The organism is Rhizobium sp. 10PS4 (genome assembly GCF_032464805.1).
Classification (GTDB): Bacteria; Pseudomonadota; Alphaproteobacteria; order Rhizobiales; family Rhizobiaceae; genus Rhizobium; species Rhizobium laguerreae.
The window spans coordinates 350,975-377,346 of the sequence record NZ_JAWDIW010000004.1 but is presented as its reverse complement, the minus strand read 5'-3'; the positions used below and the strand labels follow the sequence as shown (position 1 = coordinate 377,346).

The following is a 26,372-nucleotide window of genomic DNA, read 5'->3' as shown; positions in this document are numbered from 1 at the left end:
GATAGGTTGAGGACTTCGAACAGAGAAGGAGCGGACGGATGATGGTTGAGGATTGGCGTGTCGCGGTGATTGTCGAACCGGGGCTGCCAGTTGGCGAACTCGCCAATACTGTTGCGGTGCTGTCGATCGGCCTTGGTGCTGCGGCACCCGCGCTTGCCGGTGCGCGGCTGACCGATCGTGCCGGTCGGGCATTTCATGTCAGTGCCAATAAGCCGGTCCCGGTGCTGCAGGCCGCGGCGACCGATTTGAGATCACTTTTGCTGAAGGCACTGCCGGCCCCCGAAGGTGCGCTGGTCGTGCCATTCCCGCGTTTTGCCCGCGCGCTGCACTTTTATGCCGATTACGAGGCTTCGATGCCCGAACGCGACCTCTCTTCGGAAATTATCGACGGCGTCGGGCTCGCCGGCCCGGCGAAATGGATCCGCTCGCTGACCGGCTCGCTAAAGCTGCTTCGGTGATCCGTTTGGCCGGGCGTGCGGATAGGCTCGTCCTGGGAAAGCTTGCAAAAGGCCATGATTTGCCGTTTGATCGAACGATACGACGACCATCCGACACTCCTCCTTAAAAGGATCAGCCTTTGTCCCTGCCGATGCCCCGCGGCTTCGAGAAGCCCTATGCCGCTTTCCTGTTCGATATGGACGGCACCATCCTCAATTCGATCCGTGCGGCCGAGCGTGTATGGAGCGACTGGGCGAGGCGTCAGGGGCTCGATGTCGCCACCTTTTTACCGAAGATGCATGGATCGCGCGGCATTGACACGATCACCCGGCTGAACCTGCCTGGAGTCGATCCCGAACATGAATCGAAGCTGGTGACCGAGGCCGAGATCGCCGATGTCAGCGACGTTGTGGCCATTCCCGGCGCCGCGACCTTTCTGAGTTCACTGCCCCCGGATCGCTGGGCGATCGTCACCTCCTCGCATTACGCCTTGCTCACCGGCGGCTGGAGGCAGCAGGCTTGCCGGTGCCGAGATTCATGGTGACGGCGGAGGACGTGAAGGTCGGAAAACCCGACCCGCAATGTTATATTCTCGGCGCCGAGCGCCTCGGCGTCAGCACGCAGGATTGCCTGGTGTTCGAGGATGTCGCAGCCGGCATTACCGCCGGCGAGGCGGCGGGTGCCGATGTCATGGTCATCACGGCAACACATCACCAAAAGATGGAGACGCCGCACCCGACGCTTTCATCCTATGATGAGATCTCGGTCCGCATCTCCTCCGATCACCGGATGCTGATCGTCCCGAACGCGGCCTGACAGTGCTCCGGCTGCGTCCTGCTTGCTTTTGCGCGGTTCACTCGGCAGCTGCGGCAAGACAGCGATCGATGATGCTGCCGATTTCGCTGCGGCAGGAGCCGCAATTGGTTCCAGCGCTGGTTTCCTTGCCGACCGCCTCGACGCTGTGACATCCGCCGCGCACGGCAGCGGCGATCTGGTTGACCCCGACACTGAAGCAGGAGCAGACGGTAGCGCCTGGATCCGGCCTGCCGGCGCCGGGACGACCCGCAACGAGCGCAAAGCGTTTCCTGAGGTCGCCATGCGAGGCGGAGAGCTGCGAGATCGCCCAGTTGCGCGCGACAGCGACGGGCTCGCGTGCCAAAAACAGCGCGGCAAGCAGGACCTCGCCATCGAAGAAGGCGAGCCTGAGGTCGCCGGATTGCCGATCGGCATAACCAAGCGGTTCGATCTCGGCCGGAATGGCGAAAACCGCGCGGCACCAGGCCGTCCAGTCTTCGACGGTTTCCGCGAAGGCAAGCTCCAGCCGCCAGCCGCCGGCGGCTTTCGCCAGCGCCCAATAGGCAGCGTCGGGCGTAGCGGGTTTTGTGGCGGAGACGGCGAAACCGTAATGGGTGGCGCGGAAGGGTCGGACGGCGACGGCAACGTTCTTCGACGCCGGTTGACCGGAAATGGGATCGGTTACCGGCGCGACCACGGCGTCGATTCGCGCTCTTGCGGCGAACTGGTCGTTCCAGTGCATCGGCGCAAAGATGCCGCCGCGCGCCTGGCGATCGGTCACCAGCGCCCTGACGATTGCCTTGCCGTGCGGGCTGTCGATCTCGACGAGGCCGGCGCTTGATATACCGGTCTCGATCGCGTCGCGCGGATGGATTTCGGCAAAGGGTTCGGCGATATGGGCGGAAAGCCGAGCGCTCTTTCCTGTTCGCGTCATCGTGTGCCACTGGTCGCGGATGCGCCCGGTATTCAGCGTGAAGGGGTATTCGGCATTGGCGCGATCGGTTGCGGGCGGTTTGACCGCGACGAAGCGCGCCTTGCGATCGGGATGGAAGAAACCGCCCTCGGCGAAGAAGCGGGTGATGCTCGGTTCTGTCCCCGCCGCCTGCGGCCACTGGAAGGGCGACAGTTCGTCATAGGCCCCGCCGCTCATGCCGGCGCGCGCGCCGATGTCGAAATCGCGGCTGCCGTTATTTTCGAAGGCGGAAAGCGCGGCGTGTTCGGCGAAAATTGCGGCCGGAGCGTCAAAATCGAAGGCGGCGGCAAATCCCATGCGGCGTCCGATCTCCGCAAGCTGCCACCAGTCGGCCCTTGCATCGCCGGGGATATCAAGAAACGATCGTTGCCTTGAAATGCGCCGTTCGGAATTGGTGACGGTGCCATCCTTCTCGCCCCAGCCGAGCGAGGGCAGAAGCACATTTGCGTGCCGGGTCGTATCCGTCTCTTTCAGGATGTCCGACACGACGACGAAGGGACAGGCGGCGATCGCGTTTTCGACACTGTCGGCATCCGGCATCGAGACGACGGGATTGGTCGCCATGATCCAGAGCGCCTTGATGCGTCCGTCGGCCACGGCTTGGAACATGTCGACCGCCTTTAGGCCGGGTTTTGCGGCGATGACGGGCGAATTCCAGAAGCGCTGCACGCGGTCCCGGTCTTCGGTGTTCTCGATCGCCATATGGGCGGCAAGCATATTGGCGAGACCGCCGACCTCGCGTCCGCCCATGGCATTCGGCTGGCCGGTCAGCGAAAACGGTCCCATGCCGGGACGGCCGATGCGGCCGGTCGCCAGGTGGCAGTTGAGAATGGCATTGACCTTGTCGGTGCCGGAGGAGGATTGGTTGACGCCCTGGCTGTAGCAGGTCACGACCTTCGGCGTCGTCTCGAACAGCCGGAAGAACTCCCTGATCTGCATGGTGGGCAGGCCGGTCCGTTCCAGGAGATCGTTGATATCGAGCGCGGCGGCCGCCGCAAAAGCGTCGCCGAAACCTTCTGTATGGGCGCCGATATAATTCTGGTCGATTGCCGGACTGGTCGCGAGATGGGCAAGCAGTCCCATGAACAGCGCAACGTCGCCATCAGGACGGATGGCCAGATGCAGGTCGGCGATGTCGCAGGTCATCGTCCGGCGCGGATCGATGACGACGATCCGCATGTTTGGCCGCGCCGTCTTTGCGGCGGCAAGGCGTTGGTAGATGACGGGATGACACCAGGCGAGGTTGGAGCCGGTCAGGACCACCAGATCCGCAAGTTCGATATCTTCATAGGTACCGGGCACCGTATCGGCGCCGAAGGCGCGGCGATGCCCCGCCACCGAAGAGGACATGCAGAGCCTTGAATTGGTGTCGATATTGCCGGAGCCGATGAAGCCCTTCATCAGCTTGTTGGCGACATAGTAATCCTCGGTCAGCAACTGGCCCGAGACGTAGAAGGCAACGGCGTCAGGCCCGTGTTCGGCGATCGTTTCAGAAAAACGGCGGGCGACAAGGTCAAGCGCCTCGTCCCAGCCGCTCTGTTTGTCTTCGATCTCGGGATAGAGAAGCCGGCCATCGAGATCGATGGTTTCGGCAAGGGCTGAACCCTTCGAGCAGAGCCGGCCGAAATTCGACGGATGCTCGGGATCTCCTTTGACGCTGACTGCGCCTGCCTCGTCCACCGTGGCGATAACGCCGCAGCCGACACCGCAATAGGGACAGGTGGTCTTGACCTCAGCCGCCATCTATTCCGCCGCCATCATCAGGCTTTCCAGAGCGATGAACAGCCTGCCGTCTTCGTTCAGCACCTGTATCGTCCGGACCTCGCCTTCGTCGGCGCCGAGCGCCTTGCCTGTTTCCAGCGAGATCACCCAGTTGTGCAGCGGGCAGGTGACTGATTTGGCGTGGACGATGCCTTGGGAGAGCGGGCCGCCCTTATGCGGGCAGTGATCCTCGATGGCGAAGACCTCGTTTTCGGCCGTGCGGAAGACAGCGATCTTGCCTTGTGGCGTCTTCACGCAGCGCGCGCCGCGCAGCGGGATGTCGGAGATGTCACCGATTGCGATCCAGTTCATGTCCATCTCCTTATTCTGCAGCCTGCGGATAGCCGATCGTCGCCATCGGCTTGAACTCATGCTTGTCCTTGCCGGAAACACGCTCCGACCAGGGATCGACCTGGGCAAATTTCTGCGAGAAGACGAAGCGCTCGTAATAGGCTTTGCGCTTTTCGGCATCACCCATGATCTGGCGGCGGATTTCCTCCAGGCCGACGCGCTTTGCCCATTTGTAGATGCGCTCGAGGTAGCGGGCCTGCTCGCGGTACATCTGCGTCAGGGCTACGATATGCTCCAGTGCCTCGTCCTCGGTCCGGACAAGCCCGAGGACCTCCGTGCCCTTGATGTCGAGACCGGCTGCACCGGCGAAATGGATCTCGAAACCGGAATCCACGCAGATTACGCCGATGTCCTTGCAGGTTGCTTCCGCGCAGTTGCGCGGGCAGCCGGAGACAGCCATCTTCAGCTTGGCCGGCGTCCAGGAGCCCCACATGAACCTTTCGATCCGGATACCGAGGCCGGTGGAATCCTGCGTGCCGAAGCGACACCAGTCGGAGCCGACGCAGGTCTTCACGGTGCGCAGACCCTTGGCATAAGCCTGGCCAGAGACGAAGCCGGCCTTGCCGAGATCGGCCCAGACGGCGGGCAGGTCTTCCTTCTCGATGCCGAGAAGGTCGATGCGCTGGCCGCCGGTCACCTTCACCATCGGGATCTCGAACTTGTCGACGACATCGGCGATGGCGCGCAGCTCGTTCGAATTGGTGACGCCGCCCCACATACGCGGAACGACGGAGTAGGTGCCGTCCTTCTGGATGTTGGCATGCACGCGTTCATTGATGAAACGCGACTGGTAGTCGTCGGCATATTCGTCCGGCCAATCGCAGACCAGGTAATAGTTGAGCGCCGGCCGACATTTGGCGCAGCCGCAGGAAGTCTTCCACTCGAGCTCCTGCATGACGGCAGGGATGCTCTTCAGGCCCTTGGCCTTGATCAGCCGGCGAACGTCGTCATGGCCGAGTTCGGTGCAGGTGCACATCGGCTGGACCGCAGTCGGATTGTAGCTGTCGCCGAGCGTCAGCGCCATGAGTTGTTCGACGAGGCCGGTGCAGGAACCGCACGAGGCGGATGCCTTCGTGTGGGCGCGTACGTCGTCGAGCGACGTCAGCCCCTTGCCTGAAATCGTCGAAGTGATCTTGCCCTTGCATACGCCGTTGCAGCCACAAATCTCCGCGTCATCCGGCAAGGCTGCAACGGCCGCCATAGGGTCCAGCGGCGACCCTCCCTGATAGGCCTGTCCGAAGATCAGCGTCTCGCGCATCTCCGAAATATCGGTTGCCTTCTTCTTCAGGTCATTGAACCAGGCACCATCGGCGGTTTCGCCGTAAAGCACGGTGCCGATAATCTTGTTGTCCTTGAGCACCAGACGCTTGTAGACGCCGGCGCTGGCATCGCGCAGCACGATCTCCTCGCGGTCGTCCCCGTCGGCGAAATCGCCGAGCGAATAAAGCTCGATGCCGGTGACCTTGAGCTTGGTCGGCGTATCCGCATGAACGAAGGCGGGCGAGCGATCGCCGGAAAGATGCGAGGCGGCGATACGGGCCATTTCATAGAGCGGGGCAACGAGGCCATAGACCATGCCGCCCACCTCGGCGCATTCGCCGAGCGCGAGAATATCGCCATCCGAGGTCTGCATGCCGGCATCGACGACGATGCCGCGATTGACCGCAATGCCGGCGTCCTTCGCCAGGCCCACACTCGGACGGATGCCGACGGCCATCACGACCAACGTTGCCGGGATGATACGGCCGTCGTCAAGCTCGATGCCCTCGACCTTGCCGTTGCCGACGATCGCCTTGGTATTGGCCTTGCAGATGACCTTGATGCCGCGTTCCTCGACTGCCTTCTGCAGCAGATAGCCGGCGGCGGGGTCGAGCTGGCGTTCCATCAGCGTCGGCATGACGTGCAGTACGGTGACGTCCATGCCGCGCTGGGCAAGACCGGCCGCCGCTTCGAGGCCAAGCAGTCCGCCGCCGATGACGACAGCCTTTTCGCGCGACTGGGCGGCAAGCAGCATCGCCTGCACGTCGTCGAGATCGCGATAGGTGATGACGCCGGGCAGATCCTTGCCGGGAACGGGGATGATGAAGGGCACGGACCCAGTTGCGATCACCAGCTTGTCGTAGCTTTCGGTGACGCCGTGGTCGGAGGTGACGGTCTTGGCGGCGCGATCGATATTGACGATCTTGTGGCCCTTGTAGAGCATGATGCCGTGCTTGATATACCAGCCATCGCCGTGAATGATGATCTGCTCGTAGTCCTTTTCTCCGGAGAGAACCGGCGACAGCATGATGCGGTCGTAATTGACGCGCGGCTCGGCATTGAAGATCGTAACTTCATAGCGTCCGGGCGCCTGCTCGAAGAGGTGCTCCAGCATGCGCCCGGGCGCCATGCCATTGCCGATGATGACAAGTTTTTCGGTCATATTTCCAGGTCCTTAGATCAGGTTGCAGCCACGGGCGCCGAGTGCCCTTGGCGCGACAGTTGCTTCACGGACAGGTGCATCCAGATGAGAGAGATCACGACGATTGCAAAGAGCAGCAGGAAACAGCTGGACCAAAGGCCGGTCACGTCCTTGAGGAGGCCAAAGGCAATCGGAAGGATGAAGCCGCCAAGGCCGCCCATCATCCCGACGACGCCGCCGACGGCGCCGACATTTTCGGGGTAGTAGGCCGGGATGTGCTTGTAGACGGCAGCTTTGCCGAGGCTCATGAAGAAGCCGAGCACGAAGATGACGACGATGAAGATGAAGGGGGTGATACCGAACGCCGGACCCGTCCCGGACGCGTCGGCGGCCGGCAGCGAGAGGATGAGGGTGGCGACGGCGGACACGGCAAACATCGTATACATCACGCTGCGCGCGCCCTTCTTGTCCGACAGCACGCCGCCGAAGGCGCGGAAGATGCTGCCCGGGATGGAGTAAGCGGCTGCGATCATGCCGGCGGTTTCCAGGTTGAAGCCGTAGACGCCGACCAGGTAGCGCGGCAGCCACAGCGACAGGGCGACGAAGCCTCCGAAGGCGAAGAAATAGTAAAGCGAGAAGCGCCAGACCTGAACGTTCTGGAGTGGCGCGAATTCCTCGACGAAACTCTTGGTGGCAACGCGGCGTTCGCGGCGGAGACGGTAGGCCGGATCATCGGTCGTGGTGAACCAGAAGACGATTGCCATCAGCGCCAGGCCGACGGCCCAGATCTCAGCAACCGCCTGCCAGCCCCATGCGATCAGCACGAAGGGGGCTGCGAATTTGGTTACGGCCGCGCCGACATTGCCGGCACCGAAGATGCCGAGCGCGGTTCCCTGCTTCTCCGCCGGGAAGAAAGGCGAGACATAGGCGACACCGACTGCGAAGGAGCCGCCGGCGAGGCCGACGCCGAGGCCGGCGATCAACATCTGCGTATAGGTCTGGGCGTAAGAGAGCAGAAAGGTCGCCAATGCAGCGGCCAGCATGGTGAGGGTGTAAACGAGACGGCCGCCGTAACGCCCCGTCCAGATACCAAGAACGATGCGCACAAGCGAACCGGTGAGCACGGGGGTGCCGACCAGCAATCCGAACTCGGCCTCGTTCAGGCCGAGATCCTGCTTGATGCGAATGCCGATGATCGCGAAGATCGTCCACACCGCAAAACAGAGGGTGAAGGCTACAGTGGAGATCCACAATGCCTTGGCTGGTTCGCCGGCGGACATGGGCAGTGATTTCTCGATGACAGACATAACTTCTCCGAGGCCCGACAAGGTCGTGCCGATCCATCGCTGAGGGTTAAAACAAAAAGCCGCTGGTCAGGACGCGCATACACGAGGTGCGCGAAATATCCTGATCAGCGGCTTTGCTGGTGGCGCCCGCCGTTGGACGCCGAATTCTTGGGCCTTCTGGCCCACTTGCCTGGAGGCAATCCGTTGGCCAGATTGCTCAAGCTAAAACCTACCTCTTCAATCTGAAGAGCAATCTCTGTGTCTTCCATGAGCGTCTATCGCGCGCTCATTCTGCGCTGATCGTCGTTGACCGGTGCCATTAAAGATCATGCAAACTGCGTGCCAGTTTTGAGATTTACCTTCAAGTCACTGAATACAAATGATATTTTGCAAAACGAGCCGCCTGCTTGTTTTTCGGGCCGGCACCCGCTCATGCAAATATTTTGTGCGCTTGTCGTGAGGTGGGCAGATGCTTGCTGGCGTTTTGTGCAGGCCGGCATCGGTTAGACCTCGTCGTCGCAAACGAAGGCGAGGGCGCTTTTGACTGCAAAACCTGCGACATAGTCCGGCAGCCTCGCCGGGTCGAAGACGTGGCCGTCCATGAAACGGTCGCCCTCGTTACTGCCTTCGATCCGGATATCGGCATCTTCGGGTGCGTTGTCGTCACCGAGAGCAGCGCGATAGAGATCCGGGCGGTAGGCGGATGCTGCGGCCCTTGCCATGTTAAGGCTGATCTCGGCCTGTCCCCAGCGGATCATCTGGCTGTAGATCCACAGCGCCTGGCTTGGCCGGGGATAATTGGCGAAGCCGGAATGGAACATGAAATAATCGGCGATGATGCGGCGGTTACCCTTTGCGTCGAGGCTGAATTCGCCGGCGAGCACACGGCGAATGATTTCGACGGGGGCAGCGATATAGCGCGGGTCGGCAAGAGCCGCCGCCAGCGCGTCGTGATTTTCCGGCCGGTCGCACCACTGGGCTGCCGCATCGAGCGCCACGATCAGCCTGGAAACGGTTTCCGGATGGCTTTCCGCCCAGTCCGGCCGCATACCGATCACCTTTTCCGGTGCCGACGGCCAGATATCCTGTTTGGCGGCGACGATGCGGCCGACGCCGCGCTCTGAAGCAACCATGTTCCACGGCGCGCCGACGCAGAAACCGTCGATCGCACCGGCTGCCAGCGCATCCGACGTCATGGGCGGCGGCACGACGATGAGCTTGACATCCCTGTCGGGATCGATGCCGCCAGCTGCCAGCCAGTAGCGGAATTCGTAATTATGCGAGGAGAAGGGGTAGGTGACCCCGAAAGTCGGCAGCGGCTCGCCGCGGGACTTCATTACCGCCAATGTTTTTGCCAGGGCGCGGGCATTGTCGAGCGCGCTTGCCGTTTCCGGCAATCCCACGTCATTCCGCATCCTGTCGAAGAGCCGCACCGACAGCGTGATCGCGTTGCCGCCGCGCCCCAGCGAAAACGGCGTGATCGTCGGTGAGGGGTTGGAGCCGAGACCGAGCATGGAGGCGACGGGCATCGGCGACAGCATATGGGCGATGTCGAACTGGCGGAATGCCAGGCGGTCGCGCACATTCGCCCAGGAGACGTCCTTGACGAGATCGAGCGTCAGGCCTTCCTTCCGCGCGAAGCCAAATTCTGCCGCCACAATCAGCACCGATGCATCGACGAGCGGAATGAAACCGGCCCGCAGCACTTTCGGTCCTTCGTTGTTCACCCGCACGGGCGAGGGCAGCTCACCGCCGGAATTGGAGGTCGTTGTCATCATATCCACTCCGGTTTCCTCCGGAAATTCATCAGCTCGGCCATTACATCAACAGCCCCGCGGCAGTGACGACGCTCTGGGCGATTTCCGACATCTTCTTCTTTTCGTTCATCGCTGTCTGGCGCAGCAGGGCGAAAGCCTCTTCCTCCGACAGGCCGCGCATCTTCATCAATATGCCCTTGGCGCGCTCGACCAGCTTGCGTTCCTCAAGCGCGGAGCGGGCATCGGCAAGCTCCCGCCGTAGCCGGTTGAAGGCATTGAAGCGGCTGACAGCCATGTCGAGGATCGGTTTGACGCGTTCCTTCTTCAATCCGTCGACGATATAGGCCGAGACGCCGGCATCGACGGCTGCCTCGATCGAGGCCGTGTCGGACCGGTCGACGAACATGGCGATCGGGCGGCTGACGGTGCGCGTCAGCTGGAACAGATGCTCCATCATGTCGCGGTTGGGATTCTCGATATCGATGATGATCACGTCGGGCATCAGCGTTTCGATGATTCGCGCGATGCCGTTGACCTCGTGCACCACGGTGACGCGCACATGCCCTGCCTCGCGCAGGCCTTCTTCGATGATGGAGGCGCGAATGGCATTTTCGTCGATCACCAGAATTGTCAGATCGAGATGCGTCATGGCTATATTCATGACGCAGTGCAGCAAATTTGGCAAGCGCGCCAGCCTGAAAAGTGTGCAAAAACTAAGTATGCATAATATATGATCAGATTGCCGTGCTTTCGCGCGGAATCAAGGCAAAGCCGAGGTCGATCTGCTCGGCCCTCGATACCACGGAGGAATTCAACGCGGCAAGCACCCTTTCGGCCGCGAGTTTTCCGGTTTCGAAACGCCGGGTCGCGATCGAGGAGAGGGAGGGTGCGGCGCAGGCGGCGAATTCCAGGTCGTGAAATCCGATGATCGAGATGTCATCGGGCACACGGATGCCGCGTTTGCGGCATTCCTGCATGGCGCCGAGCGCCAGATTGTCGTCAGTGCAGAAGATCGCCTCGGGCACGTCGCCACGTTTATGCGTCATGGCGAAGAGGTCGGAGCCGAGTGCCACGGAGCTATGGCGTGGCCTCTCGGCGATGATCTCCAGATTCGGCAGCCCCGCCTCCTGCATCGCCAGCCGGTAGCCGTCGAAACGCGACTGGGCGCGGTGGTCGAGATTGCCGGTCAGGAAGGCGATCTGGCGGAAACCCCGTTCGATCAGGTGCTGCGTCGCCGTCTGCCCGGCATGCTCCTGCGACATGCCGATGTTGAGGTCGATCGGGTTTGGAGAAAGCTCGAAGGTCTCGACAACGGGCAGACGAGCCTGGGCGAGAAGCTGACGCGAGAGCGGCGTGTGATGAATGCCGGCGATGATGATCGCCTCCACCCTTTGCCCGAGTAACGCCTTGATGGCGTTTTCCTCCTCGATCTCGGAATAACGGCTGTTGACAACGATCACCTGGAAGCCGGCGGCGACCAGCACCTCGTGAAGCGCAAACAGATATTCCGCGAAGATGACGTTGTAGAGGGTCGGAACGATGACGCCGATCGCATGCGTGCGCGAGGAGGCGAGGCGGCTCGCGGCAATATTCGGCACATAGCCGAGTTCCTTGACGGCGGCATCGACGCGCAGCCGCAGGCCTGGCGAGACCGCATCGGGCTTGCGCAGCACCCTCGAAACCGTGATCGGGCTGACGCCGGCAAGATTTGCCACGTCATCAAGTGTTATCCGCCGCATGCAAGTCTCGCCATTCGTCCCATAATATTGATTCTCATATTCTTTAAAATTAGAGAATATTTGCTCATCGCTGTAGTTGACAGCGCTAGCAGATACGATTTGACAGCGCTGTCAACTATGTTAACCTAAAATTGTACCGGAAAGGGAGGGGTGGAGCCTTCCGGGACCAAGTATGCAAATCAAAGCATAGGAGAGGCGGCTCGGTCCGCCTGAGGAGGAGAACATTCATGTTTAAGGTGAAAGAAGCCAAAATGGCTCGCATTGCCGCGTTTTCCGTATCCGCGCTTGCCCTGCTCTGCGGCGCGGCCAGTGCGGAACCGAAGGTCGTGTCCGGTCCGGCCGCCGAGCCCGGCTGCATGGTGCCGTGGGCAGCCGACACACAGTTCCTGCAATATCCGAAGAAGGACGGCCCCTATCGCATCGCGCTCGCCAACGGCTATATCGCCAACACCTGGCGTATCCAGATGGTGCAGACGGCCAAGGCCTACGCCGCCCAGCCCGATGTCGCAGCCAAGCTGAAGGAGTTCAAGGTCGTTTCCACAGGCGAGGATGTGCCGGCGCAGATTTCCGCCATCAACAACTTCATCGATGCCGGTTATGATGCCATCGTCGTCAACGCGCAGAACCCGACCGCCTTCGGGCCGGTGATCAAGCGCGCCAAAGAGGCCGGGGTCGTCCTCGTCGCTTTCGACAATATCCTGGACACCAAGGACGCTATCAATGTCAACGTCGACCAGAAGGGGCTCGGCGTCCTCTGGGCCGACTGGCTGGTGAAGCATCTGCCGAACGGCGGCAAGGTGCTGGAAGTGCGTGGCGTCGCCGGCACCTCGGTCGATACGGATCGCCACAACGGCATCCACGAAACCCTGGACGCTTCGGGCAAGAAGTTCACGGTAACCGAGGTCGTCGGAAAATGGGATGACGGCGTTGCACAGAAGGCAACCGCTGACGCGATCGCCACCAACGGCCCGTTCGACGGCATCACTGCCCAGGGCGGCGATACCGGCGTCGTTCAGGCGATGATCGATGCCAAACATCCCTTCGTGCCCTTCGGCGGTGAGACGGAAAATGGCTTCCGCAAATTCTGCGCTGCCCATGCCGCCGACGGCCTGAAGTGCTCGTCCGCCGGCACCGGCCCGGCCCAGGTCGCCGTCGCCATCAAGACGGCGATTGCAGCCCTTGAGGGTCAGGTCGTGCCGCAGGCCGTCAAGCTGCCGACCGCGGTTGTTTCGGATCCTGATTTCAAGGAAGGCGAGGATTATTATCCCACCCAGTCCGACAACTTCTTCGTCGGCAATTCCTTCCCCACCTGCGGCATTAATTTCAGCGCTCAGGAAATCATGGGGCAGTCCAAAGAGAACCAATAGCAGCCGTCCTCCGGATCTGATTGCGGGTGTTCGCACCCGCAATCTCGAAGGTGATAGACCGAATGGAGGCTGGATGCATGACCTTGCCCGAACCGCTTTTCCGCATGGAAGGCATATCGAAACGCTATGGCGGTGCCGTCGCGCTTAAGGATGCCGATATCGCCATCCGGCCGGGCGCGATCCATGCCGTCCTCGGCGAGAACGGCGCCGGCAAATCAACGCTGATCAAGATCATGGCGGGCGTCGTGGCGCCTGATGAAGGACGCATGCTGCTCGACGGTAAGGAGATCGCCTTTGCCTCGCCGGCCGCCGCCAATGCGGCGGGCATCGTCTGCGTTTTCCAGGAGCTTTCGCTGATCCCCGACCTCTCGGTCGCCGACAACATCGTCATCAGCAATCCACCGCTGAAATTCGGCATGATAGACCGGCGCAGGCAGCGGCGGATCGCCGAGGAAGCGTTAGCGCGCGCCGGCGCCTCCGACATTCATCCGTCCGCCTTGGTCAAGGATCTACCCCTGTCCCGGCGGCAAATGGTCGAGATCGCCAAGGCGCTTGCCCGCAAGCCGCGGCTGATGATCCTCGACGAGGCGACCTCGGCGCTGACGCAGTCGGATGTCGAAAAGGTCTTTGCCGTGCTGAAGCGCCTGCGCGCCGAGGGAATGGCGCTGATCTACATCTCCCACCGCATGCACGAGATCGCCCAGCTGGCGGATGAGTGCACGGTCTTCCGCAACGGCCGCAGCATCGAATCCTATCCGGCCGGCACGAAGACCGACCAGCAAGTGGTGGAGCTGATGATTGGCCGCGAATACAGCAATGTCTTTCCGCCGAAACCGGCGCATCGCGGAGACGTAAAGCCGGTCCTTTCCTGCCGCAACCTTTCCTGGGGCGATAGGCTTTCCGGCATCACTTTCGACATCAGGCCCGGCGAGATCATCGGCGTCGGCGGCCTGGACGGGCAGGGACAGCGCGAATTGCTGCTTGCCCTCTTCGGCGTGCTGCGCGATGTGAAGGGTGAAGTCGTAATCGACGGCAGGCCGGTGACGCTGAAAAGCCCCCGTGATGCCAAGTCCGGCGGCATATCCATGGCGCTGATCCCCGAGGATCGGAAGACCGAAGGGCTGATGCTGCCGATGACCGTGCGCGAGAACCTGTCGATTGCAGCCCTCGACCGCGTCTCGCGCAACGGCGTCATCGACCGGGTGGCCGAGCGTCGCGAGATCGACGACCTGTTCAAGCTGTTGGCGATCAAGGCCGCGACGATCGACATGCCCGTCGCCGCCCTGTCCGGCGGCAACCAGCAGAAGGTGGTCATCGCTAAATGGCTGATGAACCGGCCGCGCATCATCCTGCTCAACGATCCGACACGCGGCATCGATGTCGGCACCAAGCAGGAAATCTATCTGTTGCTGCGCAAGCTTGCCGATGCGGGAGCGGCGATCATCTTCTATTCGACTGACTACGACGAACTGATCGGCTGCTGCGACCGCGTGCTCGTCATGTATGACGGCAGCATCATCCGCGAGCTCGAAGGCGCCGAGATCAACGAGCACGAGCTGATCGGCGCCGCTCTCAACATCGCCGGCGACCACGCAGCGCAAAGGATTGCCCTATGAACAAGCATGCTTCCGGCGACCGGCGGTTCTGGTATGCGCAGCAGAAGGGAACGCTGTTTGCCGCACTCCTCTTCGTCGCCATGTTCGCCCTCTACGTCTCGAACCACCCGGCGGGCTTCACGCCCAACGTCGTGCAGACGGCTTCGAACAAGGCGACGCTGCTTGCCTTCGTCGCCATGGCGCAATGCCTGGTCGTCATCACCGCCGGCATCGATCTCTCGGCCGGCATGGTTCTGGTCCTCTGCAATTGCCTCGCCTCCTGGCTGGTCGTCGGCACGCCGCTGCAGACGGGAACTGGCATCGTCGTGGTGCTGCTCGCCGGGCTGGGCTGCGGCATGCTGAACGGGCTCATCATCATCTTCGGCCGGCTGCAGCCTATCGTGGCGACGATCGCGACCAGCGCGATCTTCTATGGGCTGGCGCTGTTGCTGCGACCGACGCCCGGCGGCTCGGTCAACGAGGATTTGGCCGATGCCTTCACCTCGAAGCTCTTTGGGATCGTTCCGGCAAGCCTCGTGGTTCTCCTCGCCGTCATTGTCGTCATCTGGGTTCCGTTCAGCCGCTCGGCGATCGGCAGGGCGGCCTATGCGGTGGGTTCGGCCGAGAACGCCGCCTATATGTCGGCAATGCCGGTCAAGCGGGCGAAATTCACCGCCTATGCATTGGCGGGACTGCTTTCGGCGATCGGCGGGCTCTATCTCACCTTTTTCTCCTATACCGGCGAAGCGGCGTTTGCGAGCGGCAACGCCTACACGCTCTATTCGATCGCGGCGGTGGTGCTCGGCGGCGTTTCCCTTGCGGGGGGCAAGGGAAGCGCCGTCGGCGCTGTCTTCGGAGCCCTGGCCTTTCGCACGATCGGCGACCTGCTCTTCGTCTTCGATTTCGATCCGCTTTGGCAGCCGCTGTTCCAGGGCGTGGTGTTGATGCTGGCGATCAGTATCGGCTGCATCGGGCTTGCCAGGGTCCGCAATCGGCTGGAGTGGTTTCAATGAGCGAGGAAGCGTCTCTCATGCGGCAGCTTCGAGTGCCCACACGCCTGCGCGGCGTCGATCCGGCGGTGGCGACCGCCTTCGGATGCATCATCCTGCTTCTGCTCGCCGGATCGATCTATTCGCCGAATTTCCTGTCGCCGGATTATCTGCTGCAGCAGCTGAAGGTGGCCTCGTTCCTTGGCGTCATCGCCACCGGCATGATGGCGGTCATCCTGCTCGGCCAGATCGACCTTTCGGTGCCATGGGTTGTGACGACAGGTGCGATGATGGCCTGCGCCGCGACCGCTTACGGTACGACCGGCTCGGTTCTGGCGATCCCCTTCGGCATTTTCTGCGGCGCTGCGATCGGTCTCGTCAACGGCCTGGCGGTCGCCTATCTCCGCATTCCCTCGATGATCATCACGCTGGCGACCAATGCCGTCGCGCAAGGGCTGATGGTCGTCTACACCGGCGGCTTCTCCCCGCAGGATTCGGCCACGCCGGCCATGCGGTTCCTGGCAACCGGCTACACAATCCCGGGCCTCCCTAACGGGGTTCTCGTCTGGCTATGCGTGGGTTTGGCCGCGGTTTTCATGCTGACGCGGACGACCTTCGGCCGGTCGCTCTACGCCATCGGAAACCGGGAGCGCGCCGCCTACATGTCCGGCATCAATACTCGTCGCATTACGCTTCTGGCTTTTGTTATTTCGGGAGGGCTCAGCGCGCTCGGCGGCGTTCTGCTGGCGGGTTACGCGTCAAAGGCGTCGCAATCCATGGGCGACGCCTATCTGCTGCCGTCGATCGCGGCCGTCGTTCTCGGCGGCACGCATGTGCTCGGCGGCAAAGGTTCCTACCTCGGAACGGTGGCGGGCGTCATCCTGATCACGCTGCTGCAATCCATCCTCTCGGTGATGCAGATCGAGGAGGCCGGCCGCCAGCTCATCTACGGCGCCGTCATCATCGGCATGCTCCTGCTCTATGGCCGCCAGAAGCCGGCCTGATCGGCCGTTGTCGATACTTTCATGTTTTCCAGCATCCGCTGCTTGAGGAAACCTATCGTTTCGGCGAAAAGGAGCTGCCGCGGCTCGATGTCACCAGGGAAGTCAGAAGGTACGTTTTGTGGCCACCAGCGAATTTCATCCGATCGAACGGACTGCTCTGGATGACGGACCTGCCGCGCGCGCCTTGAGGGCGGTCGAAGCGGTTCTCGGCATTGCCGCGGCAGTCGTTCTCGCGGTGCTGCTCTTCATGGTGCTGGTCACAGTCTGCCTGCGTTATTTCTTCAGCGCCGGCTTCATCGGCGCCGAGGATCTCGGCATCTGGCTGCATGTGGGCCTGATCGCGCTCGGCGCGCCGCTCAGTCTCAACAGCGCGCTTGCCATGCGCCTCGACGTCTTCGTCAAGATGCTGCCGGAAAGCCTGCAGAAGGTCACGCCGATCGGCGCCGATGTCTTCACCGTGCTTTCGGCACTGATTCTGAGCTTCGGCGGCAGCGAGATCATGACGATGCTTGGCGGCGTCTCGCCGACGCTCGGCGTGCCGGAATGGATCCGCTTCGGCTTCCTCGGCACCAGTGGCGCGCTGATCCTCGTCGTGCTGCTTCTACAGCGCGTCGCCGAAGGCAGGATCCTGCCGGTTTTGCTCTCGCTTGCCGTCGGTGTCGCGCTCTATGCCGGCATTCCGCATGTCTCGCTCGATCTCGACTGGCCGCCGAGCATCTTTCTCGGACTGATCGCCGCGGTCGGCCTCGTGCTTGCTGCGCCTCTGCCGCACGCCTTTCTTGCCGCAGCCTATGTCGCCATCGCCTTCGGCAGCAGCCTGCCGGAGCCCGCGATCGTTTCCGCGACCGTCACCGGCATCTCGAAATTCCTGCTGCTCGCCATTCCCTTCTTCCTGCTCGCCGGCGGTCTTCTCACTGTCTCCGGCGTCGCCAATCAGCTCGTGCGCTTCGCCGCCGCCATAGTCGGTCATCGCCGGGCCGGGCTGGCGCAGACGACGCTGTTGACCAGCGTCCTCTTTTCCGGCGCCTCCGGCTCGTCGGTCGCAAATGCCGCCTTCGGCGCATCGACCTTCCAGCCCGAGCTGGTCAAACACGGCTACCCTCCGGCGCAGGCGACGGCGATCATCGCCTCGACATCGGTTCTCGACAATGTCATCCCGCCGTCGATCGCATTTCTCATCCTTGCAACCGCGACCAATCTCTCCGTCGGCTCGCTGCTCGTCGGCGGCTTCTTTGCCGGCGGGTTGATGGCCATATGCCTGGCGGTCGCAATCCATCTGACGGTCAGCGAACAGGTGCCGTTGCCACGCGCAAACGCGAGGCAGCGCTGGCAATCGGCGGTCCAGGCAATCCCGGCCTTCGGACTCGGCGTCATCGTCGTCGTCGGCATCCGCATCGGCATCGTCACGACCACGGAAGCCGCCGCTCTTGCTGCTTTCTACACGCTGCTGCTCGGCATCGGCGCGCGCCTCGGCGTTCTCTCGCTCTATGCCGCCTTTCGCCAGGCAGCAGTCGAAGCGGCGGCGATCGGCCTTCTGATCGGCACGGCCGGCCCCTTTGCCTTTTTGCTGGCGGTCGACGACGTGTCCGGACTGATCTCGCACCTGACGACGGCGCTCGGCGGCAGCGCGCTTGCGGTCATCCTGCTGTCGAACGTCATCCTGCTGGTGATCGGCCTCGTTCTGGATATCGGCGCTGCGATCCTGCTCTTCGGCCCGATCCTGCTGCCGGCAGCGGTCGCCGCCGGCATCGATCCCATTCAGTTCGGGGTGATCATCGTCGTCAACCTGATGATCCATGGACTGACACCGCCGCTCGGCATGCTGATCTTCGTCGTCAGCGGCGTCACGCGCATTCCCGCCTCAGAGCTCTTTCGGGCGGTGGTTCCCTATCTGCTCGCTCTCCTGGTCTCGCTCGCAATCCTCTGCGCCTGGGCCATCATCTTCTCGTAAACAGGACAACCCCATGGACAATTTCAACCGACGCAATTTCCTGAAGACCGCAGCTCTCGCTGGAACGGCGCTTGCAGCGCCCGCCATCGTCCGCACCGCCGCCGCCCGCACGACGACGATCACGATCGCCTCGCTGCTCGGCGACGACAAGCCGGAAACGAAGATCTGGGTGAAGATCGGCGAATTGGTCGAAGCGAAGCTTCCCGGCCAGTTCAAGTTCAATATCGTCAGGAACGGCGCGCTCGGCGGCGAGAAGGAAGTGGCCGAAGGCGTGCGCCTCGGCTCCATCCAGGCCAGTCTTTCCACGGTCTCGTCGCTCTCCGGATGGGCGCCGGAACTGCAGATCCTCGATCTGCCCTTCCTCTTCCGCGATGCCGACCATGTCCGCAGGACCGTCGCCGGCGATGTCGGCGCCGATCTCAAACAGAAACTGCAGGCGCAGAATTTCGTCGTCGGTGATTTCATCAACTACGGCGCCCGCCATCTCCTGACCAAGGAACCGGTGACGCGGCCGGAGCAGCTCAAGGGCAAGCGCATTCGCGTCATCCAGAGCCCGCTGCACACCAAGCTCTGGAGCGCATTCGGCACGACGCCGATCGGCATTCCGATCACCGAGACCTATAATGCGCTCGCAACCGGCGTCGCCGACGCGATGGATCTGACCAAGTCGGCCTATGCCGGCTTCAAGCTCTATGAGGTCGTGCCCGATATGACCGAGACCGGGCACATCTGGGCATCCGGCGTCGTCTATTATGCCTCGACCTTCTGGGCCGGCCTCAGCGACGAGCAGAAGGCGGTGTTCCAGCAGGCTTCCAGCGAGGGGGCTGCCTATTTCAACCAGCTGATCGTCGACGACGAATCCAAATCCGTCGAGACCGCACTTGCCAACGGCGGAAAGCTCTTGAAGCCGGAAGCCTTCGACGAATGGCAGAAGGGCGCAAAGGGTGTGTGGGACGATTTCGCGCCTATTGTCGGCGGCATCGACAGGATCAAATCGATCCAGGCCGCCTGAGCAAGCGGCGGGCGGTTCTCCTGCAGCTTTGAACGGGGACCGATGGAAAAGCCATCGGTCTCTTCATCGCGCGCACTTGCCGGAAAAATAATGCCGAAGCAGGCCGGAAATCGAAAGAGCATGCCTTCGGTGATCGTGGTATATGACTTACTGAAAATCCTGGGATGGGAAGTTTTTTACCTTCAGCCGGCGCGATCCTGATGACCGCAATCTTGCGACCGCTTCCGGCGGACGGATCCCATGGCCTCGATTTGGGATGAACAACATTTAACACAAGGCTTTGGAGGGCCGACCATGAGCTTACGCATCAACGACATTGCCCCCGATTTTACCGCCGACACCACACAGGGACCGATCAGCTTTCACGATTGGATCGGCAACGGCTGGGCCGTCCTGTTCTCGCATCCGAAGAATTTCACGCCGGTTTGCACGACCGAGCTCGGCGCCATGGCTGGCCTGGCCGGGGAATTTTCCAAGCGTGGCGCCAAGATCATCGGCATCTCCGTCGATCCTGTGGAAAGCCATGCCAAGTGGAAGAACGACATCAAGACCGCCACCGGCTTCGACGTCGAATATCCGCTGATCGGTGACAAGGACCTCAAGGTCGCCAAGCTCTACGACATGCTGCCGGCCGGCGCCGGCGAGAGCTCGGAAGGCCGCACGCCTGCCGACAATGCGACGGTGCGTTCGGTCTTCATCATCGGTCCCGATAAGAAGATCAAGCTGATCCTGACCTATCCGATGACGACGGGCCGCAATTTCAATGAGATCCTGCGCGCCATCGATTCCATCCAGCTGACGGCCAAGCACCAGGTGGCCACACCGGCGAACTGGAACCAGGGCGAGGACGTTATCATCACCGCCGCGGTTTCCAACGAAGACGCGATCACGCGTTTCGGCTCCTTCGATACGGTTCTGCCCTATCTCAGGAAGACCAAGCAGCCAACGGCTTGATTGCTGCTTTCAAGCCACTCCCAAGCCGCCGCGGCCATATGGCCCGGCGGCTTTTTCCTGCAGGCATTCTGGAAGAATGTCGCCCCGCTGCGCCTTGTTTTTGCGCAATTCCGGACGCAAACCGCCGCGCACTTTTGCTGGAATTGCTTAGGCTCAATCCGGAACGGGAAGGGCGCGCTGGTTGTAGAGGATCTTGCGGATGCGTGCCTGTTCCTCTTCGGAGAGCTTGCTGTTGTCGGTGCCAAGATCGGCGCCAACCGCAAGGCCGCGCTGAACGCCGGGCCTTGCGCCGACCTCCTCGAACCATCGCTTGAAATGTTTGAACTCGTTGATGTCCTGACCCTGTGCCTGCCAGTTGACGGTCCAGGGATAGCTGACGATGTCGGCGATGGTGAATTCGTCGCCGGCAAGATAGCGCCGGTCGCGTAGCCGCATGTTGAGAACGCCGTAAAGGCGGTTGGCTTCGTCGGTGAAGCGCCGCACCGCATAGGACTGGTCGCCTTCGCGATCGCCAAGGCGACGGAAATGACCGGCTTCGCCGAGTTTCGGCCCCTGGTTCGCCATCTGCCAGATCACCCATTGCGTGACCTCGTATTTGCCGCGCAGATCCTGCGGCCAGAATTTGCCGGTCTTCTCGGCGAGGTAGAAGAGGATCGCGCCGGATTCGAAGACGCTCAACGGACCGCCGCCATCGGCAGGTTCGTGGTCGACGATGGCAGGCATGCGGTGATTGGGATTGAGTCTGAGGTAATCAGGCTTGAACTGGTCGCCCCGGCCGATATTGACCGGCACCAGCTGATAGGGCGTGCCCGTTTCCTCCAGGAAGATCGAAACCTTCTTGCCGTTCGGCGTCGGCCAGTAGTGGAGATCAATCATCTGCTTATCCTCATTCGCTTAAGCATTCCTGATGAGCAGAATAGCGCTGCGACCATGGCAGGCCGAATATGTTTGTTCCAAAATCGATGGCGAAATTAAAAACCTGTGAGCGTTCCTGGCGCCAATTCGGGTGCAGATATGGAATGGGGAAGCGTCGCGCTTTGATCGATGGTATCTAGAATCGAGCGTCGAGATGGAAGTTCGAACCTGCTGAGATCCGATGATAGGCCGGAAGCGTCAGTCCGACATGGGGAGGAGATCGGTGAAGGCCATGCTTTCGCTCGGTCTTCTGTTTCCCGCCGTGGATACAGTAAAGGCCCAGCCTGAGGGGAGCGCCGGGCCGCCGGCCTGCTTGTATTCGGGACCTTCGGCGGCGGGATCGGGTGAGACGCTCTGCATCCGGAAAGACAGTTTCAACTACGACCTTTGCGTCGCGATCGAGCATTTCGCCAGCGCCAATCAATTGCCAGCGGATTATTTCGCCCGTCTCATCTGGCGAGAGAGCACCTTTCGCCCTGATGCAGTCAGCTTCAAGGGAGCGCAGGGGATTGCGCAGTTCATGCCCGGAACGGCGAAACTGCGCGGTCTCGAAGACAGCTACCAGGTGTTGGAAGCGCTGCGGAAATCGGCGCAGTATCTCGACGAATTGCGCAATCGTTTCGGCAATCTCGGCCTTGCCGCCGCCGCCTATAATGCCGGTGAAAACGGCCTTGCGACTTACCTTGCGTCAGGAAGATTACTTTACGAGACACGTAGCTACGTCATGGCGATCACCGCGCATACAGTCGAGGAATGGAAGGATAACCCACCGGAAGATGCGGCCGCCCCGCTCGACAAGGACAAGTCCTTCCTCGATGGTTGCGTGGCGCTTGCGGAGAGACGGACGTTGAAGGACACGCCCTGGCGTCAGGAGGGTGAATGGGCGCCCTGGGGCGTCCAGCTTGCGGCGAATGCGAATGTCGCGGTCGCCCGGCGCATGTTTCTCGATGCTATGCAGGATCTGCCCGCGCCCCTGAATGCGGAGCAGCCGCTGATCCTGCGCCAGCGCGATCGCAGCTTCGGTTTTCGGCCGCGTTATGCTGTCCGCATCGGCCGGCAGACGCGCATGGAAGCCAACGACCTCTGCAACCAGATCCGCAAACACGGCGGCACCTGTCTTGTTTTCAAGAATCGATAGCGGGCCTGGTTGAGCCGACTTGATCACGAAAAGTCTGCTTGCAGGATCACCTGAGCGCGGCATATTCAACACGGAAATGCCAAGGGAGGAACGACGATGCGGGTTTTGGTAATCGGAGCAACGGGCCATGTCGGAACCTATCTCGTTCCCCGTCTGGTGGAAGCCGGTCACGACGTCGTCACGATCAGCCGCGGCACGGCAAAGCCCTATACGGCAAACCACGCCTGGGCTGCCGTCGATCAGCGTCAGATGGATCGGGCAGCCATGGAACTGACGGGTGATTTCGGCCCGGCCGTACGTGCATTGAAAGCCGACATCGTCATCGACATGATCTGCTTCACGCTGGAAAGTGCCGAGCATCTGGTGACGGCGCTGTCAGGGCATGTCGGTCACTTCCTGCATACCGGCACGATCTGGACGCATGGCCATTCGACGGTCGTACCCACGCTGGAGGAGACGCCGAAATTTCCCTTCGGCGACTATGGCACGCAGAAGGCGGCGATCGAAACCTATCTGCAGCAGCAGGCAAGGCTTCGCGGATTTCCGGCAACCATCATCCATCCCGGGCACATTGTCGGTCCCGGCTGGACGCCGCTCAATCCGGCCGGCAATTTCAACCTGCAGGTCTTTTCAACCCTTGCCCGCGGAGAGACCCTGGCGCTGCCCCATTTCGGCTTGGAGACCGTTCATCACGTCCATGCCGATGACGTGGCGGCGATGTTCATGGATGTGATCGCCAACCGGAATGCGTCTACCGGTGAAAGTTTCCACGCGGTTTCGGAGCAGGCATTGACCCTTCGCGGTTATGCCGAATCCATGTCTCGCTGGTTCGGGCACGAGCCGAAGCTCAGCTTCGCCCCATTCGACGCCTGGGCCGAAAGTCAGACGGCTGACGATGCGAAGGCGACCTGGGAACATATTGCCCGCAGCCCGAATTGTTCGATCGCAAAAGCCGGACGCCTGCTGGGTTACACTCCGAGATACACCTCCCTGCAGGCGGTGCAGGAATCGGTGGGTTGGCTGGTCGAGCAGGGGCGGATCGAGACCTGATCCGCCAGCGCCGCCGGCGGCCGGCTGCTTTTGTTTTACGCAATTCCGGACGGAAAACCGCTTCGCACTTTTCCTGAAATTGCTCTAACGGATCAGGATCGCCCTGAAATCATTGACGTTGGTTCCGGTCGGGCCGGTTTCGAAGAGATCGCTGGTGGCCGCAAAGCCCGAATAGCTGTTATTGCCGTCGAGCAGCCGGCGCGGATCGAGCCCGGCGGCGTGCAGGCGCCTCACCGTGCCGCCATCGGCAAAGGCGCCGGCATTATCCTCCGAACCGTCGATCCCGTCGGTGTCGGCGGCGAGGACATGAATGCCCTCCTGTCCGTCGATCGCAAGCGCCATGGCGAGCGCGAATTCGCCATTGCGTCCGCCCTTGCCACCCTTGGCTCTCAGCGTCACCGTCGTCTCGCCGCCGGAAAGGATGACGACCGGCTTGGAAAACGGCCTGTTCCGGCCCAACACCTCGCGGGCGATCGCCGCATGCACCAGCGCCACGTCACGCGATTCCCCCTCGATCGCATCTGAAAGGATAGCCGGCTCGATCCCCTGCGATTTTGCCAGGGCGGCAGCTGCCTCCAGCGAAACGCCGGCGGAGGCGATGATGTGATGCGCGTGCCGCAAAAACACCGGATCGTCCGGCCGCGGTGCATCGGCTTTCGGCGAGTTCAGATGGTCGAGTGCTGCCTGCGGCAGCTGCAATCCGTATTGCCTGATGATGTCGAGCGCATCGTGCCGTGTCGAACCATCAGGCACCGTCGGTCCGGAGGCGACATGAGCCGGGTTGTCGCCGGGAATGTCGGAGACGATCAGGCTGATGACCCTCGCTTTGGTCGCTGCTGCAAGTCTGCCGCCCTTGATGGTGGAGAGATGCTTGCGCACGACATTCATCGCCGAAATCGGCGCGCCCGAGGCAAGCAGCATTTCGTTGAGCGCAATCTCGTCTTCGAGGGTCAGCCCGTCCGGCGGGGCGGGCAGCAGCGCCGAGCCGCCGCCGCAGATCAGCGCGATCACCAGATCGTCTTCCGTCAGCCCGTTCACCGTCTCCGTCAGCCGCTTTGCGGCGGCAAGGCCAGCCACATCCGGCACCGGATGCGCTGCCTCGAGGATTTCGATGCCGCGTGTCTCGCAGCCATAGCCGTAACGGGTGACCACCACACCTTCGAGCGGTCTGTCCCAGACGCTTTCGAGCGCCCGCGCCATCTGCGCCGCGCCCTTGCCGGCGCCGATCACCACGGTCCTTCCCTTCGGCCTTTCAGGCAGACGCGCCTTGATGCCGGTCAGCGGATCGGCGGCGCGAACCGCCGCGTCAAACAGGCCTTTCAGGAAATCGCGGGGAGCGGTTATCGTCATCGGTGGTCTCTGCTGCCTCGGTGTCGATGGTGATGTGGGGCGCTTTGCGCTTGCTGCACCATAGCCTACTGCATAATGCAGCAATTCAAAGTGTTACAGCGTCCTTTGCTGCTCCCGAAAAGCTACGCGGCGCGGTACATTCGCGTCAGTCGGCGAGGGCGGCCAGGATGCGGACCCAGGATCGTATGCCTTTATGAAAGCTGGAGAGATCGTATTTTTCGTTCGGGCTGTGGACGCGGTTGTCAAAGCGGGCGAAGCCGACCAGGAGGGCATCGCATCCGAGCCGGCGTTTGAATTCGCCGATGATGGGGATCGAGCCTCCCGTGCCGGCAAGGGCCGCTTCGCATTGCCATTCCGTCGAAAGCGCCTGAAGCGTTCTGGTGAGAAACGGACTGTCGATCGGCATGACGGTTGCCGGCGAAAGCCCGTAATCCTTGAAGCTAACCGAACAATCCTGAGGGATACGTGCGCGCACGTGCCGCTGGAAGGCATCGCGGATCGCCTGAGGATCCTGTCCTTCAACCAGGCGAAAGGAAATCTTGGCGCTTGCATTCGCCGGAATGACCGTCTTGAAGCCTTCGCCTGTATAACCGCCGCTCATGCCGTTGATCTCGCAGCTCGGCCGCGCCCAGATCTGTTCGAGGACGGAACGGCCTGCCTCGCCGGCCGGATCTCTGAGGCCGATATCACCGAGAAAGGCCTCCTCGTCGAAGGGCAGCCTTTTCCACAGCGCCTTGATGGCGTCCGGCAGCTCTTTCACGCCATCATAAAAACCCTCGACCGCGACGCCGCCATCGGCTCGCCGCAGGCTCGAAACGACGTCTGACAGCACCTGCAGCGGATTGCGCGCGGCATTGCCAAACATGCCGGAATGCAGGTCTTGATCGGCGCAGGTGACTTCGATTTCCGTACTGAAGATACCGCGCAGCATCGTCGTGACGGCAGGCGTTTCGCGATCCCACATATCCGTGTCGCAGACGAAAACCGCATCGGCCTTCAACTCGTCCGCCGTGGCATCCAGAAAGGGTGCGAGGCTCGGGCTGCCGGCCTCTTCCTCGCCCTCGAACAGCACGCTCACCTGCACCGGCAGTTTACCCGTGACGCTCTTCCAGGCGCGGCAGGCTTCGACGAAGGTCATCAATTGCCCCTTGTCGTCGGAAGCGCCGCGCGCGACGATCGCGGTATCGCCATTCGGCAAGGCTTCCATGCGCGGCTCGAACGGATCGCTCGTCCACAGCGCCAGCGGATCGACCGGCTGGACATCGTAATGGCCGTAAAACAGCAGATGCGGTCCGGACGCCGCCTTTTCATGGGCGACGACCATCGGATGGCCGGTCGTTTTGCGCACCGATGCTTCGAAGCCGATGGCAGCCAGATCCCGGCTCAGCCATTCGCCAGCAGCCCGGCAGTGATCACGATAGGCCGGGTCGGTCGAGACGCTCGGAATGCGGATCAGCTCGAAAAGCCGCGCCAGACTGTCATCAAGGCTCCGGTCCACGTAGGCAAGAACGGCATCGATGTCGTGATGGATGATACTGGTCATCGT

At 61.9% G+C, this 26,372-nt stretch carries 20 protein-coding genes and 1 pseudogene; 11 read left to right on the top strand and 10 right to left on the bottom strand.

Annotated features, from left to right (window positions below; genetic code table 11):
- Positions 1 to 38 precede the first annotated feature (38 nt).
- Positions 39 to 458, top strand: a complete 420-nt coding sequence (locus RWJ89_RS09940) for a DUF2000 domain-containing protein (protein WP_168281685.1) — start codon at positions 39 to 41, stop codon at positions 456 to 458.
- Positions 459 to 577: 119 nt separating this feature from the next.
- Positions 578 to 1,254, top strand: a pseudogene (locus RWJ89_RS09935) (HAD family hydrolase).
- Positions 1,255 to 1,291: 37 nt separating this feature from the next.
- On the opposite strand, the gene RWJ89_RS09930 reads toward RWJ89_RS09935, so the two are convergent.
- The 7 genes from RWJ89_RS09930 to RWJ89_RS09900 form a co-directional block, all read right to left on the bottom strand.
- On the bottom strand, positions 1,292 to 3,949 hold the full coding sequence (locus RWJ89_RS09930) for a nitrate reductase (protein ID WP_316030880.1): 2,658 nt from the start codon (positions 3,947 to 3,949) through the stop codon (positions 1,292 to 1,294).
- Positions 3,950 to 4,285, bottom strand: coding sequence for a nitrite reductase small subunit NirD (gene nirD / locus RWJ89_RS09925; RefSeq protein ID WP_017960132.1), 336 nt, complete (start codon positions 4,283 to 4,285; stop codon positions 3,950 to 3,952).
- A 4-nt stretch (positions 4,286 to 4,289) separates the two neighbouring features.
- A complete protein-coding gene (gene nirB / locus RWJ89_RS09920; RefSeq protein ID WP_131629451.1) occupies positions 4,290 to 6,740 on the bottom strand; it encodes a nitrite reductase large subunit NirB in 2,451 nt (816 codons plus the stop codon).
- 17 nt (positions 6,741 to 6,757) lie between these two features.
- Positions 6,758 to 8,026 (bottom strand): MFS transporter, encoded by a 1,269-nt coding sequence (locus tag RWJ89_RS09915; protein ID WP_221945874.1) that lies wholly within the window; start codon positions 8,024 to 8,026, stop codon positions 6,758 to 6,760.
- A 482-nt stretch (positions 8,027 to 8,508) separates the two neighbouring features.
- Positions 8,509 to 9,789, bottom strand: coding sequence for a CmpA/NrtA family ABC transporter substrate-binding protein (locus tag RWJ89_RS09910; protein WP_206105872.1), 1,281 nt, complete (start codon positions 9,787 to 9,789; stop codon positions 8,509 to 8,511).
- A gap of 34 nt (positions 9,790 to 9,823) precedes the next feature.
- Complete coding sequence (locus RWJ89_RS09905) at positions 9,824 to 10,411, bottom strand: ANTAR domain-containing response regulator (RefSeq protein ID WP_018241751.1); 588 nt, start codon at positions 10,409 to 10,411, stop codon at positions 9,824 to 9,826.
- Between the two features lie 85 nt (positions 10,412 to 10,496).
- On the bottom strand, positions 10,497 to 11,501 hold the full coding sequence (locus RWJ89_RS09900; protein WP_316030879.1) for a LacI family DNA-binding transcriptional regulator: 1,005 nt from the start codon (positions 11,499 to 11,501) through the stop codon (positions 10,497 to 10,499).
- A 227-nt stretch (positions 11,502 to 11,728) separates the two neighbouring features.
- Here RWJ89_RS09900 and RWJ89_RS09895 point away from each other — a divergent pair, with 227 nt between their 5' ends.
- The 7 genes from RWJ89_RS09895 (at position 11,729) to RWJ89_RS09860 (ending at position 20,373) form a co-directional block, all read left to right on the top strand.
- On the top strand, positions 11,729 to 12,868 hold the full coding sequence (locus RWJ89_RS09895) for a sugar ABC transporter substrate-binding protein (protein ID WP_221978407.1): 1,140 nt from the start codon (positions 11,729 to 11,731) through the stop codon (positions 12,866 to 12,868).
- 77 nt (positions 12,869 to 12,945) lie between these two features.
- A complete protein-coding gene (locus tag RWJ89_RS09890) occupies positions 12,946 to 14,484 on the top strand; it encodes a sugar ABC transporter ATP-binding protein (RefSeq protein ID WP_316030878.1) in 1,539 nt (512 codons plus the stop codon).
- Positions 14,481 to 15,476 carry an ABC transporter permease gene (locus RWJ89_RS09885; protein WP_017991160.1) on the top strand — a complete coding sequence of 332 codons (996 nt, stop codon included), beginning with the start codon at positions 14,481 to 14,483 and terminating at the stop codon, positions 15,474 to 15,476. Before RWJ89_RS09890 ends, RWJ89_RS09885 begins: the two co-directional genes overlap by 4 nt.
- Complete coding sequence (locus RWJ89_RS09880) at positions 15,473 to 16,456, top strand: ABC transporter permease (protein ID WP_003538873.1); 984 nt, start codon at positions 15,473 to 15,475, stop codon at positions 16,454 to 16,456. Before RWJ89_RS09885 ends, RWJ89_RS09880 begins: the two co-directional genes overlap by 4 nt.
- Before the next feature lie 118 nt (positions 16,457 to 16,574).
- Positions 16,575 to 18,407 (top strand): TRAP transporter large permease, encoded by a 1,833-nt coding sequence (locus RWJ89_RS09870; protein ID WP_316030877.1) that lies wholly within the window; start codon positions 16,575 to 16,577, stop codon positions 18,405 to 18,407.
- Between the two features lie 13 nt (positions 18,408 to 18,420).
- Positions 18,421 to 19,419 carry a TRAP transporter substrate-binding protein gene (locus tag RWJ89_RS09865; protein WP_077981203.1) on the top strand — a complete coding sequence of 333 codons (999 nt, stop codon included), beginning with the start codon at positions 18,421 to 18,423 and terminating at the stop codon, positions 19,417 to 19,419.
- 294 nt (positions 19,420 to 19,713) lie between these two features.
- The gene (locus RWJ89_RS09860; RefSeq protein WP_017964008.1) at positions 19,714 to 20,373 is read left to right on the top strand and encodes a peroxiredoxin; all 660 of its coding nucleotides are present in this window, start codon (positions 19,714 to 19,716) and stop codon (positions 20,371 to 20,373) included.
- Positions 20,374 to 20,526: 153 nt separating this feature from the next.
- Here the strand turns inward: RWJ89_RS09860 and RWJ89_RS09855 are convergent, their stop codons facing one another.
- The gene (locus tag RWJ89_RS09855; protein WP_168281704.1) at positions 20,527 to 21,249 is read right to left on the bottom strand and encodes a glutathione binding-like protein; all 723 of its coding nucleotides are present in this window, start codon (positions 21,247 to 21,249) and stop codon (positions 20,527 to 20,529) included.
- Positions 21,250 to 21,469: 220 nt separating this feature from the next.
- Between RWJ89_RS09855 and RWJ89_RS09850 the strand changes: the two genes are divergently transcribed.
- Together RWJ89_RS09850 and RWJ89_RS09845 are read left to right on the top strand one after the other, a co-directional pair.
- Positions 21,470 to 22,426 carry a lytic transglycosylase domain-containing protein gene (locus tag RWJ89_RS09850; protein ID WP_168281706.1) on the top strand — a complete coding sequence of 319 codons (957 nt, stop codon included), beginning with the start codon at positions 21,470 to 21,472 and terminating at the stop codon, positions 22,424 to 22,426.
- Between the two features lie 96 nt (positions 22,427 to 22,522).
- A complete protein-coding gene (locus tag RWJ89_RS09845; RefSeq protein WP_168281708.1) occupies positions 22,523 to 23,476 on the top strand; it encodes an NAD-dependent epimerase/dehydratase family protein in 954 nt (317 codons plus the stop codon).
- Positions 23,477 to 23,560: 84 nt separating this feature from the next.
- On the opposite strand, the gene RWJ89_RS09840 is transcribed toward RWJ89_RS09845, so the two are convergent.
- Positions 23,561 to 24,826 carry a glycerate kinase type-2 family protein gene (locus tag RWJ89_RS09840; protein ID WP_131663856.1) on the bottom strand — a complete coding sequence of 422 codons (1,266 nt, stop codon included), beginning with the start codon at positions 24,824 to 24,826 and terminating at the stop codon, positions 23,561 to 23,563.
- A gap of 145 nt (positions 24,827 to 24,971) precedes the next feature.
- Positions 24,972 to 26,369 carry a dipeptidase gene (locus RWJ89_RS09835; RefSeq protein ID WP_168339309.1) on the bottom strand — a complete coding sequence of 466 codons (1,398 nt, stop codon included), beginning with the start codon at positions 26,367 to 26,369 and terminating at the stop codon, positions 24,972 to 24,974.
- Positions 26,370 to 26,372: the final 3 nt, after the last annotated feature.